The 12,824-nt window shown below is 43.0% G+C and carries 12 protein-coding genes and 1 pseudogene; all 13 read left to right on the top strand.

The features are described from left to right. Positions 1-228: 228 nt before the first annotated feature. The 13 genes and pseudogenes from ABVF55_RS05705 to ABVF55_RS05765 all read left to right on the top strand — a co-directional run bounded on the left by ABVF55_RS05705 (position 229) and on the right by ABVF55_RS05765 (position 12,698). The gene (locus ABVF55_RS05705; RefSeq protein ID WP_031573070.1) at positions 229-972 is read left to right on the top strand and encodes a DeoR/GlpR family DNA-binding transcription regulator; all 744 of its coding nucleotides are present in this window, start codon (positions 229-231) and stop codon (positions 970-972) included. Beyond that, positions 969-1,880 carry a 1-phosphofructokinase gene (gene pfkB, locus ABVF55_RS05710; RefSeq protein ID WP_031573073.1) on the top strand — a complete coding sequence of 304 codons (912 nt, stop codon included), beginning with the start codon at positions 969-971 and terminating at the stop codon, positions 1,878-1,880. The genes ABVF55_RS05705 and pfkB overlap by 4 nt, the downstream gene beginning before the upstream one ends. Continuing rightward, positions 1,877-3,844 (top strand): PTS fructose transporter subunit IIABC, encoded by a 1,968-nt coding sequence (locus ABVF55_RS05715; protein ID WP_445285027.1) that lies wholly within the window; start codon positions 1,877-1,879, stop codon positions 3,842-3,844. The genes pfkB and ABVF55_RS05715 overlap by 4 nt, the downstream gene beginning before the upstream one ends. A 127-nt stretch (positions 3,845-3,971) precedes the next feature. Beyond that, positions 3,972-4,406 (top strand): hypothetical protein, encoded by a 435-nt coding sequence (locus tag ABVF55_RS05720; RefSeq protein WP_445285028.1) that lies wholly within the window; start codon positions 3,972-3,974, stop codon positions 4,404-4,406. A gap of 101 nt (positions 4,407-4,507) precedes the next feature. Further along, positions 4,508-4,914 (top strand): annotated as a pseudogene (locus tag ABVF55_RS05725) (hypothetical protein). A 214-nt stretch (positions 4,915-5,128) separates the two neighbouring features. Then, positions 5,129-5,503, top strand: a complete 375-nt coding sequence (locus ABVF55_RS05730; RefSeq protein WP_445285029.1) for a DUF1149 family protein — start codon at positions 5,129-5,131, stop codon at positions 5,501-5,503. A 3-nt stretch (positions 5,504-5,506) separates the two neighbouring features. Next, positions 5,507-6,355, top strand: coding sequence for a DegV family protein (locus ABVF55_RS05735; RefSeq protein ID WP_155214231.1), 849 nt, complete (start codon positions 5,507-5,509; stop codon positions 6,353-6,355). A gap of 10 nt (positions 6,356-6,365) precedes the next feature. Further along, positions 6,366-7,133: a 4-hydroxy-tetrahydrodipicolinate reductase gene (dapB, locus tag ABVF55_RS05740; RefSeq protein ID WP_003001734.1), complete on the top strand. Its 768-nt coding sequence runs from the start codon at positions 6,366-6,368 to the stop codon at positions 7,131-7,133. Next, positions 7,130-8,341, top strand: a complete 1,212-nt coding sequence (locus ABVF55_RS05745; protein WP_445285030.1) for a CCA tRNA nucleotidyltransferase — start codon at positions 7,130-7,132, stop codon at positions 8,339-8,341. Before dapB ends, ABVF55_RS05745 begins: the two co-directional genes overlap by 4 nt. Next, entirely contained in the window at positions 8,338-10,206 is a 1,869-nt protein-coding gene (locus ABVF55_RS05750) for an ABC-F family ATP-binding cassette domain-containing protein (protein ID WP_049496222.1), read from the top strand. The genes ABVF55_RS05745 and ABVF55_RS05750 overlap by 4 nt, the downstream gene beginning before the upstream one ends. A 9-nt stretch (positions 10,207-10,215) precedes the next feature. Further along, the gene (locus tag ABVF55_RS05755) at positions 10,216-10,734 is read left to right on the top strand and encodes a hypothetical protein (RefSeq protein WP_049496218.1); all 519 of its coding nucleotides are present in this window, start codon (positions 10,216-10,218) and stop codon (positions 10,732-10,734) included. Between the two features lie 86 nt (positions 10,735-10,820). After that, the gene (locus ABVF55_RS05760; RefSeq protein ID WP_049496215.1) at positions 10,821-11,780 is read left to right on the top strand and encodes an ROK family glucokinase; all 960 of its coding nucleotides are present in this window, start codon (positions 10,821-10,823) and stop codon (positions 11,778-11,780) included. A gap of 78 nt (positions 11,781-11,858) precedes the next feature. After that, positions 11,859-12,698: a thymidylate synthase gene (locus tag ABVF55_RS05765; RefSeq protein ID WP_195487589.1), complete on the top strand. Its 840-nt coding sequence runs from the start codon at positions 11,859-11,861 to the stop codon at positions 12,696-12,698. Positions 12,699-12,824: the final 126 nt, after the last annotated feature.

Below are 12,824 nucleotides of genomic sequence, written 5' to 3' on the forward strand. Positions count from 1 at the left end.
ACATACCGAAGATAGAATAGATACTTAGACACTTTATTGCTTAAAATCTTCAAAGAAGATAGATGAGGGTGGGAAAAGGACTCTTTTAACAAAATGAGTTCTTTCCTGCTCTTTTTTTGTACACTTTTAGAATTTTTGAAAGAAAATGATAGAAATTGATAAAAAGTGTTGACATTTTTTGGAGATGGAGTATAATAGTCTTTGTAATCGATTGCAAAAGGAGGAGAAATGCTTAAGTCTGAACGAAAACAATTCATCCTCGAGAAGGTACTGAAGGAAAAATTTGTTTCCTTAGAAACCCTTGTGCAAGAGCTGGGAACGTCTGAATCAACCGTTCGTCGAGACTTGGATGAGCTAGAAGCTGAAAGCAAACTCCGCCGGGTTCACGGCGGTGCGGAAAGCCTGCATTTTCTTCAAGAGGAAGAAAGCAATAAAGAAAAATCTATCAAAAACATTCAAGTTAAGTCAAAAATTGCGGTAAAAGCAGCGGAGTTGATCAAAGATCATGATGTGATCTTTATCGATGCTGGGACGACTAATGAACTCTTGGTACAAGAAATTGTCAATCCAACGGTAACTGTGGTGACCAATTCGATTCACCATGCGACCAAGTTGGTCGAGCGAAATGTTCCGACGGTCATCATCGGTGGGAAGGTAAAATCTTCTACAGATGCTAGTATCGGAGGGATCGCGCTCAATCAGATCGGTCAGTTGAATTTTGACAAGGCCTTTCTTGGAATGAATGGAATCGATGATGAATTTTACAGCACTCCAGACCTGGAAGAAGGATCTGTCAAGCGTGCGATTATCGAAAATGCGAAAAAAACCTACATCCTAGCGGATGATTCGAAAATTGGGGTGACATCCTTTGTCAAAGTGGCTCCTATTAAGCGAGCCATGATTATCACCAATCAAAGTGAACCGCAACGATTAAAGGTTTTAAAAGAAAAAACGGAGGTTATAGAGGTTTGATTTATACAGTTACACTGAATCCAGCAATTGACTATATTGTCCGTCTCGATCATGTAGAGACCGGAGCGGTCAATCGGATGGCTTCGGAAGATAAATTCGCCGGTGGTAAAGGGATCAATGTCAGTCGTGTTTTGAAGCGTCTCGATATCGAGAACACAGCGACTGGATTTATCGGTGGTTTCACCGGACGCTTCATTGAAGACGTACTGACCAGCGAAGACATTTCCACCAACTTTGTGACAGTGGACCAAGATACACGGATCAATGTCAAGATCAAGGCTGATGAGGAAACAGAAATCAATGGGAATGGTCCAGAAGTAACGGAAGCTCAGTTGCAAGAATTGCTCAACATCTTATCGAGCTTAACAGCAGATGATGTGGTAGTCTTTGCAGGATCTGCCCCATCTTCACTTGGAAATGCCATTTACAAACAATTGATCGCAGCAACACGTGCGACAGGTGCGCAAGTGGTTTGTGACTTTGAAGGACAAACCTTGATTGATTCCTTGGAGTTCAATCCCCAATTGGTCAAACCAAACAACCATGAGTTGGGAGATATTTTTGGCGTTACCTTGACGGAATTGCCAGAAATTGAACGCTATGCCAAAGAAATCTTGGCCAAAGGAGCACAAAACGTCATTATTTCCATGGCGGGTGATGGTGCTCTCCTCGTCAGTCCAAGCGGCACTTACTTCGCAAAACCAATCAAGGGTCAAGTGAAGAACTCTGTCGGGGCTGGAGATTCCATGGTGGCAGGTTTCACTGGGAAGCTCGCAACGACGGGAGATGTCATCGAAGCCTTCAAATGGGGCGTGGCTTGTGGAACAGCGACCACCTTCTCAGATGATTTGGCGACAGCTGACTATATAAAAGAAACTTATGAAAAAGTAGAGGTAGAAAAACTATGAAAATTCAAGACGTTTTAAATAAAAACGTGATGTTGTTTGATCTTCAAGCAACAGATAAAGAGAGCGTGATCAATGAGATGGTCCAATCGCTCGTTGACAATGGTGTGGTGACAGATTTTGACACCTTCAAGGCTGGAATCATGAACCGTGAAGCACAAACTTCAACTGGTTTGGGTGACGGAATTGCCATGCCCCACAGCAAAAATGAAGCAGTTAAAGAAGCTACAGTCTTGTTTGCAAAATCAAACAAGGGTGTGGACTATGCTTCTCTTGATGGCCAACCAACAGACTTGTTCTTCATGATCGCAGCTCCAGAAGGAGCAAACGACACTCACTTGGCAGCCCTAGCTGAATTGTCTAAGTACTTGATGAAACCAGGATTTGCGGACAAACTTCGCCAAGCAAGCACTCCTGATCAAGTGATCGCTGCCTTTGATGCAGAAGAGCAAGAAGCTGCAGCTGAAGAAGCGAAAAAAGCAGAAGCGATCAAAGAAGCAGCTTCATCTGACAAACCTCTCATCGTTGCCGTTACAGCGTGTACAACGGGTATCGCCCACACTTACATGGCAGAAGAAGCCCTCATCAAAAAAGGTGAAGAAATGGGTGTTACAGTCCGCGTTGAAACCAACGGTGCATCTGGTGTCGGCAACCGCTTGACAGCTGAAGAAATAGCAAAAGCTGAAGGGGTCATCATTGCAGCGGATAAAGCAGTTGAAACCGCTCGTTTCGATGGCAAAAAATTGATCTCTAAACCAGTCGCAGCCGGTATCCGTCAGACAGAAGAATTGATCCAAACCATCTTGGATGGCAAAGCAGATGTCTTCCACGCTGAAAATGCTTCACAAGCTAGCACTAGCCAAGAAAAATTGAGCTTAGGTGGAGCCTTCTACAAACACTTGATGAGTGGGGTTTCTCAAATGCTTCCATTCGTTATCGGTGGTGGTATCTTGATCGCCCTTGCCTTCTTGATTGACCAAGTTATGGGTGTGCCTCAAGATCAATTGTCTAGTCTTGGTTCTTATCATGTATTAGCAGCACAATTTAAAACAATTGGTGGAGTAGCCTTTGGCTTCATGCTTCCTGTACTTGCAGGTTACATTGGATTCTCAATCGCTGAAAAACCTGGTTTTGTAGCAGGGTTTATCGCTGGATCTATTGCTAGCTCAGGGTCAGCATTTGGAAATATCGCCTACGGTGCTGCTAAAGGTGAATTACCAGCAGCCGTATCATCAGGTTTCCTTGGAGCTTTGGTAGGTGGTTTCCTTGCAGGTGGAATTGTTCTCTTACTTCGCAAAGCCCTTGCAGGTCTTCCACGTTCACTCGATGGTATCCGCTCTATCCTTCTCTTGCCATTACTTGGTGTTGGTTTGACAGGATTCTTGATGTTCCTCATCAATATTCCAATGGCTGCTATCAATACTGGTCTTAACAACTTCCTTTCAAGCTTGTCAGGTAGCTCAGCTGTCCTTCTTGGACTTCTCGTCGGCGGTATGATGGCTGTCGATATGGGTGGACCAGTTAACAAAGCTGCTTATGTCTTCGCTACAGGTACACTTGCTGAATCTGTTGCTTCAGGTGGTTCTATTGTTATGGCAGCTGTTATGGCAGCTGGTATGGTTCCTCCATTGGCAGTCTTTGTAGCAACTGTATTGTTTAAAGATAAATTTACACAAGAAGAACGCGATTCTGGTTTGACAAACATTGTCATGGGTCTTTCCTTCATCACAGAAGGTGCCATTCCATTTGGTGCAGCTGACCCAGCTCGTGCCATCCCAAGCTTCATCGCAGGTTCAGTATTGACAGGTGCCCTTGTTGGTCTTGCAGGCTTGAAACTCATGGCTCCTCACGGAGGAATCTTCGTTATCGCCCTTACATCAAATCCACTTCTTTACATCTTGTTCGTATTGATCGGTGCAGTCGTAAGTGGTATCTTGTTCGGATTGCTTCGCAAACCTAAAAACTAAACATGACTAAAAGGTTGGGACTGCCCAACCTTTTTTTGCGCAAAAACACCAACTAGTGATGAAGTTGCTTATCTCTATAGATTTCGATACAATTATTATAACTTTTCCTTATCAAGGAGGATGAAGCATGAAAAAAGGTAAACTGGCAATTCTTTTAGCCACCACTGCAGTAATTGCAGGGGGCGTGATCATCACTAGTCAAAAACAAAATATATTTTCCAATGCTCCTCAACAGAGAAAGCAACTCAGCGCGAAAGAGAAGCAATTGGCTTACTTAAAGGAACATGATAATGAAATAAAAGAGTTTGTAAAATCTCAAAATCCTAAAGTTAAATCAGTTCAGATTGTTTGGGATGAAACTCAATGGGAAGAAATAGGAAATGGTACACCGAAGGGGGGAGGTGACGTAATCCGAGTATTTGGTGGTTTTAATCAAATAAAAAATTCAAGTTGGAGCGTTTTGATTTACATTAAAGATATAAAAAATAATGAAGAAGATTTTATTGAAGGAATAGGAAGTGGTGGTCCGCTTCGTGTAGGAGGAGAATATTTTGACGAATAATAATTTAAAAACCTACAAAACACCAACTAGTGAATCGATTGCTGATCTATATTGATTTGGTTATGATTTGATGAACTTTTCTTTATCAAGGAGGCTAGATAATGAGAAAAAGAAAACTAGTCATTTTGGCGTTCCTCACTTTTGTACTAGTGGGAGCAACAATTTTGTCTCTTCAAAAACAAAATATCTTTTCAAATGCTCCTCAACAGAGTAAGCAACTAAGTACTAAAGAGAAGCAACTGGTTTATTTAAAGGAACATGATAATGAAATAAAAGAGTTTGTAAAATCTCAAAACCCAAAGATCGAATCTGTTCAGATTGATTGGGACCAGACTCGTTGGGAAGACATAGGGAATGGTACACCCCAAGGGGCAGGAAAAGTTGTGAGTATTTTTGGTGGATTTAATCATTTAAAGACGTCAGATTGGAATGTTATAATTGAGATAAAAATGGAAAAATTGATATGGAAAGCATGGGGATCAGCAATGGTATAAGATTAGAGGGCTAACTTTTTGACTAAGAGCAAGTTATAAAACTTCAATTATTTCTATGCAAATTTACTACAAGTTCCATATCAAACAAAGCATGTTTTTGCTGGATCATCAGGTCGGTCACCCAACCTTTTCTTATTGTACTAGCGAAAAAATCACCTCATTCGGCGTTGGTATCTTGAGCTGAATTATGATATAATAAGCCTATCGCATATTTTTAGGAGAATAAAAATGGATATTCAACGTGAAAAAGAATTTGTCAGCCAATACCACTATGACGCTCGTAATTTTGAGTGGGAAAAAGAAAATGGCATCCCTGAAACAAAAGTAGATGTAAACTTTCAATTGATCAATCGTGATCAAGAACAAAACACGACTTCTTTGATTGTCATCTTGAGCTACATGATCGTTTTTGACGGTTTTGTGATCAGCGGAACCATCACTCAAATCAACCACTTGTTTGGTCGTTATGTCAATGAACCAAGCGAATTCAGCAAAGACGAAGTGGAAGAATTGGCTCGCCCTTGGTTGAATATGCTCAACCGTTTGACTTATGAAGTCACAGAAATTGCCCTCGATTTACCGGGTATTAATTTGGAGTTTTAATCAATGAAATTAGCAGTGATCACGGATTCGTCTGCCTATTTACCGCAAGACGTGCTCCATCACGACGACTTATTTATTTTAGAGATCCCGATCTATATCGATGGGGAGTCTTATGTTGAAGGGAAGAACCTGACACACGATGAGTTCTACCAAAAGATGGCTGCGTCTAAGGAATTGCCAAAGACTAGCCAGCCGAGTGTGGCAGAGTTAGAAGAAGTCTTATCTGGTTTGACAGCTAAGGGCTATACGCATGCTATCGGTCTTTTCTTGTCATCAGGTATTTCTGGTTTCTACCAAAATATCCAATATTTGAAGGACGAATTTGAAGGCTTGACCGTCGAATTTCCGGATTCAAAAATCACCAGTGCTCCTCTAGGAATGATGACAGAAGACTGCTTGAAATGGGCTGGTGAAGGCCGTTCCTTTGATGAAATTGTTGCCAATGTCCAACACCAGATTGATGGAACCTCTGCCTATATCATGGTGGATGATTTGAACCACTTGGTTAAAGGTGGCCGTCTGTCTAATGGGGCTGCTATTCTTGGGAACCTCTTGAGCATCAAGCCTATTCTTCATTTTAATGATGAAGGCGTGATTGAGGTCTTTGAGAAAGTCCGGACGGAAAAGAAAGCCATGAAACGCTTGGTAGAGATTGTTGTATCAGATATCGCAGATGGTCATTACCAAGTCTTTGTCATCCATGCCAATGTCCCTGAAAAAGCAGAAGCACTTCGCCAACTGCTCATCGAAGAAGGAGTAGAAGGAGATATTCCTTTTGCTACCTTTGGAGGGGTTATCGGGACGCACTTAGGTGACCATAGCTTAGCAGTTGGGTATATCCCTATCGTTTAAGGAGAATTCTATGTCCATTAAAGTCATTATCGCAGGTTTCAAGGGAAGAATGGGACAAGCAGCCTATAAGATGGTTTCTGAAGATCCTGAGCTAGAATTAGCCGGCTTGATCGATCCATTTACTGATGAGACAGAAGTTGCAGGAGTCCCTGTCTTTAACCACAAAGAAGATGTTGTGGGTCTAGAGGTAGATGTTTGGGTCGACTTTACTATGCCCAAGGTCGCTTACGAGAATACTCGCTTTGCAATTGAAAATGGCTTTGCGCCTGTTGTGGGAACGACTGGATTCACTCCTGAGCAGATCCAAGAATTGACAGAACTTTCACGTGAAAAGGGCTTGGGTGGCTTGATCGCGCCGAACTTTGCCATCGGAGCCGTGCTTTTGATGCAATTTGCAGCGCAAGCAGCCAAGTATTTCCCGAATGTGGAAATTATCGAATTGCACCACGATAAGAAAAAAGATGCACCGAGTGGAACAGCAATTAAGACCGCTGAGTTGATCTCTGAGAAGCGCGAGAAGATCCAGCAAGGTGCAGCAGATGAAGAAGAGTTGATGCCTGGTGCAAGAGGGGCAGAGTTTGAAGGGATGCGCATCCATTCGGTTCGATTACCTGGCCTAGTCGCTCACCAAGAGGTGATTTTTGGCAGCCAAGGCGAAGGGTTGACTCTCCGTCATGATTCCTATGATCGTGTTTCCTTCATGACAGGAGTAAATCTAGGGATTAAAGAAGTTGTCAAGCGTCATGAGCTTGTCTATGGTTTGGAACACTTACTATGAGATTAGAAAAGATGCCTTCTGAGTTTCAGGAGGCTTTACCAATATTAGAGAAGATTAAAGCAGCTGGTTTTGAGGCCTATTTTGTAGGGGGATCTGTCCGTGATGCCCTCTTGGATCGTCCGATTCACGATGTCGATATCGCATCCTCCTCATACCCAGAAGAGACCAAGGCGATTTTTGATCGGACAGTAGATGTCGGTATCGAACACGGGACCGTCTTGGTCCTTGAAAATGGTCAAGAATATGAAATTACGACCTTCCGGACAGAGGATGTCTATGTCGATTATCGCCGTCCAAGCTCCGTGTCTTTTGTACGCTCGCTAGAAGAAGACCTCAAGCGTCGTGATTTTACGGTTAATGCCTTTGCCTTAAATGAAAAAGGAGAAATTGTTGACCTCTTTCATGGACTAGAAGATTTGGAAAACAAGGTCCTTCGGGCCGTTGGGCTTCCTCATGAACGGTTTAACGAAGATGCACTCCGGATCATGCGAGGATTTCGTTTTCAAGCCAGTCTTGGCTTTGAATTAGAAGAGGCAACCTTTGACGCTATGAAGGAGTGTGCTCCCTTACTTGAGAAGATTTCAGTAGAGCGCACCTTCATCGAATTTGATAAACTCTTGCTTTCTCCATTCTGGAGACAGGGCTTGGAGGCTATGCTGGCAAGTGGAGCCTATCACTATCTGCCAGAGATGAAGGATCGTAAAGAAGCGATCGAGCGTTTGTTTGACATAGAGTTGGAGTATACCTTTTCAACCTCTGAGCAAGCCTGGGCTGCTTTGGTCTTAGCATTAGAGATTCAAGATATTCAAAAATTCTTTAAGAAATGGAAGACCTCTAGAGAATTCGCCAAGACGGTGGAGCAGATCGTGGAGATTCTTAAGCTCCGAGAAAATGGAAGTCTAGACAAGCGTGCCTGCTACAAGTATGAGAAGCGTTTGTTGCTAGTGGCTGAAGAGCTCCGGGAAGCCTATGCCTTGAGTGTGGATTATTTGGCCATTGAGCGTGTCTATGATAGCTTGACCATTCATGATAAGCATGAAGTGGTGGTCAATGGCAGTATGCTGATCAAAGACTACGGCTTTCAACCAGGTCCAGCCTTGGGAGAGATGTTGACAAAAATTGAATATGCCATTGTCGATGGGGAACTGGCCAATGAAAAAGAGGCCATCATCGCCTATATCCAGCAAGCAAAAGAGGAGGAAAAATGAGCGATTTTATTGTCGATAAATTAACCAAATCTGTCGGAGATAAGACCGTCTTTCGTGAGATTTCCTTTATTATTCACGACTTGGATCGGATCGGATTGATCGGGGTCAATGGGACTGGAAAAACCACTCTGTTAGATGTGTTGTCTGGTCGCTCTGGATTTGATGGAGATGTGAGTCCTTTTTCTGCTAAGAGTGATTATACGATTGGTTACTTGACGCAGGAGCCAGACTTTGATGATCAAAAGACTGTTTTGGATACGGTGTTATCTAGCGATTTGCGCGAAATGCAACTGATTCGCGACTATGAATTCTTGATGGCGGATTACCGAGAAGAGAACCAAGCACGTCTGGAAAAGGTGATGGCGGAGATGGATTCACTCAATGCTTGGGAAATCGAGAGTCAGGTCAAGACAGTCCTTTCAAAACTTGGAATTGAAGACTTGAATGCAAAAGTTGGGGATCTATCTGGAGGCTTGCGTCGACGTGTACAGCTGGCCCAGGTATTGCTTTCTCACCACGACCTGCTCTTGTTAGATGAGCCGACCAACCACCTAGATATTGATACCATTGAATGGTTGACCAATTTCTTGAAGAACTCTAAGAAAACCGTGCTCTTCATTACCCACGATCGCTATTTCTTGGATAATATCTCAACACGGATCTTTGAGTTGGATCGAGCTAGCTTGATCGAGTATCAGGGCAACTACCAGGATTATGTCCGCTTAAAGGCTGAGCAAGACGAGCGTGATGCGGCCCTTCTTCATAAGAAGCAGCAACTCTATAAGCAGGAGTTGACCTGGATGCGGCGTCAACCTCAGGCGCGTGCGACCAAGCAACAGGCGCGGATCAATCGATTCCATGATCTCAAGCAAGACTTGTCTGGTCAAAGCAACCAGACGGATTTGGAGATGAACTTTGAGACCAGCCGAATCGGAAAGAAAGTCATCGAGTTTAAAGATGTGAGTTTTGCTTTTGAAAACAAGCCGATTTTACAGGACTTTAACCTCTTGGTGCAAAACAAGGACCGCATCGGGATCGTTGGGGATAATGGCGTCGGCAAGTCCACCCTGCTCAATCTGATCGCTGAGCGACTACAGCCTCAGTCTGGGCAAGTCATTATCGGGGAAACTGTGCGGGTGGCTTATTTCTCTCAACAGATTGATGGGCTGGATGAGAGCAAGCGCGTGATTAATTTCCTCCAGGAAGTTGCTGAGGAAGTAAAGACGACCGTTGGAACGACATCAATTGCAGATCTCTTAGAGCAATTTCTCTTCCCACGTTTCATGCACGGAACCCTGATTGAAAAACTCTCCGGTGGGGAGAAGAAGCGGCTCTTTCTCTTAAAACTCTTGATTGAAAAACCCAATGTGCTTCTCCTCGATGAGCCGACCAATGACTTGGATATCGCCACCTTGACAGTTTTGGAAAACTTCCTTCAAAACTTTGGAGGTCCCGTTATTACCGTTAGCCACGACCGCTATTTCTTGGACAAGGTGGCAAGCAAGATCCTGGCTTTCGAAAATGGGAGCATTCGGGAGTTCTTTGGCAATTATACGGATTATTTAGATGAAAAAGCCTTTGAAGCAGCCCAGGTAACGGCTAGTCAGAAGGTTGAAAAAGAAAAACCTGTTAAGCCAAAAGAAGAGAAGAAGCGCATGAGCTACAAGGAGAAGCAGGAGTGGGCGAGCATTGAAGCAGATATCGAAGCCATTGAAAATCGGATTGCAGAGATTGAAGTGGAGATGAATGAAAACGGCTCTGACTTTGGCAAATTGTCAGCCCTTCAAAAGGAATTGGAGCAGGAAAATGAGCGATTGCTTGAGAAGTACGATCGCTATGAATACCTGAGTGAATTAGATGAATAAGGAGGCCCTATGAATCAATTAAACCGGATATCCCTTGGGATTTCAGCTACTATTTTTACCATTATCGGTATTGTCTTGTTTATCAATCCAATTGAGCACATCGGCTCTTTTAGCTGGTTGATTTCCTGTGGTTTCTTTTTAATCTCCCTTTCGCGTTTTTCACGCTATTACCGATTGCGTCAAGCTGGTATCATCCAGCAGCAACAGCTCTTTCACAGTATGGTCGCCTTGGTTTTTGCGGTCTATTTACTGCTCTATGGCTACAAGACCTTGCCGATTGTCTTTCCAGTTACCTTAGGAATTTGGCTGATCTATCGTTCGATTTTAAACTTCCGAAAAGCCAATTTCTACTCGAGGAATGTTGAGGAACTGTCCAAGCGTTATATTTTCTTTGCCTTGCTACAGCTCTTCATCGGCTTATTCTTAATCGTTAGTCCACTCTCGATAAGTGTCTTTCTGTTAAATATTATTGGCTTGATTTTCCTCATTCTAGGATTTCAATCCTTTAGTCTCTTGTTAAAAAGTTAAGAAAAGTTACGTGCAAACCTTTGCGTTTGATAAAAAGTCTGATATAATAGATCTGTAAGTGTTTACAAGTTTGAAAGGAGTTACAGATGTCTAAAAAAATTATTGGGATTGACCTTGGGGGAACTTCAATTAAGTTTGCCATCCTTACTTTGGATGGGGAAGTTCAAGAAAAATGGTCTATTAAAACAAATATCTTGGATGAAGGTAGCCATATCGTAGATGATATGATCGAATCCATCGCGCATCGTTTGAAAATGCTTGAACTTGATGCTTCTGAGTTCCAAGGAATTGGAATGGGATCACCTGGTGTCGTTGACCGTGAAAAAGGTACAGTTATCGGTGCCTACAACTTGAACTGGAAGATCCTTCAACCAGTCAAAGAAAAGATCGAAACTGCCCTTCATATTCCATTCTTTATCGATAATGATGCCAACGTTGCTGCTTTGGGTGAACGTTGGAAAGGGGCTGGTGAAAACCAACCAGATGTTGTCTTCATGACCCTTGGTACAGGTGTCGGCGGTGGGATCGTCGCTGAAGGTCGTCTCTTGCACGGTGTGCGTGGAGCTGCTGGGGAACTTGGTCACATCACGGTTGACTTTGATGATCCAATCCAATGTACCTGTGGTAAAAAAGGCTGTCTTGAAACGGTTGCATCAGCGACAGGGATCGTCAACCTCACTCGTCGTTACGCCGATGAGTACGAAGGGGACTCTCAATTGAAAGTCTTGATCGACAATGGTGAAGAAGTGACAGCTAAAACGGTCTTTGATCTAGCAAAAGAGGGTGACGCTCTTGCTTTGATCGTTTATAAGAACTTCTCACGCTACCTTGGACTTGCTGCAGCCAATATTGGTTCAACCTTGAACCCATCTAAGATCGTTATCGGTGGTGGGGTATCTGCGGCTGGAGACTTCCTCTTGGATGGCGTGCGCAAGGTCTTTGAAGAAAACTCATTCCCACAAGTACGTGAATCTACTCAATTGGCGCTTGCTACTTTGGGAAATGATGCTGGTGTCATTGGTGCCGCATCTCTTGTATTACAATAAGATTAAAAGGAGATTTGCCTCTCCTTTTTTCTTTATCCTGTGATATAATGAAGGCAATAGTAGATTAAAGGAGGAGATATGACAAAAGCAGATACAATTTTTAAAGAAAATATTCGAAAAATCATGGAAGAAGGGGTCTGGTCAGAGCAGGCGCGTCCTAAGTACAAGGATGGCAGAACGGCCAACTCCAAGTACATCACAGGAGCCTTTATGGAGTTTGACCTCTCAAAAGGCGAGTTTCCTATCACGACCCTTCGTCCCATCGCGATTAAATCAGCCATCAAAGAGATGCTCTGGATCTACCAGGATCAATCGAATAGCTTAGACCTGTTAGAAGATAAATACAATGTCCACTACTGGAATGACTGGGAAGTAGGGGATAGTCGCACCATCGGTCAACGCTATGGTGCTGTGGTCAAAAAGCATGACCTTACCAATAAAATCCTCAAACAATTAGAGGCCAATCCTTGGAATCGCCGCAATATTATCTCGCTTTGGGATTATGATGCCTTTGAAGAGACAGAAGGTCTTCTGCCATGTGCTTTTCAAACCATGTTTGACGTGCGTCGCGTGGATGGAGAAATCTATCTAGATGCGACCTTAACCCAGCGTTCTAATGATATGTTGGTGGCCCACCATATCAACGCCATGCAGTATGTAGCGCTACAGATGATGATTGCCAAGCACTTTGGCTGGAAGGTCGGAAAGTTCTTTTACTTCATTAATAATCTTCACATTTATGATAATCAATTTGAACAGGCTGAAGAGTTACTCCGTCGGGAGCCTTCAGATTGTCGGCCACACTTGGTTTTGAATGTACCAGATGGAACCAATTTCTTTGACATCAAACCAGAAGATTTTGAACTGGTCGATTATGATCCAGTGAAGCCACAATTGAAGTTCGATCTTGCCATTTAGTAATAAATCAAGGTTTTTTGATACCTTGATCAATTGGTAAAATCCTTTTAGAATTAAAACAATTTTAGCTAAAAATTTTTACTCATTTTTGAGTCAATATGTTTTGAAAATCGTTCGGTTTTTGTT

The sequence above is a fragment of the Streptococcus sp. KHUD_012 genome, from assembly GCF_052588255.1.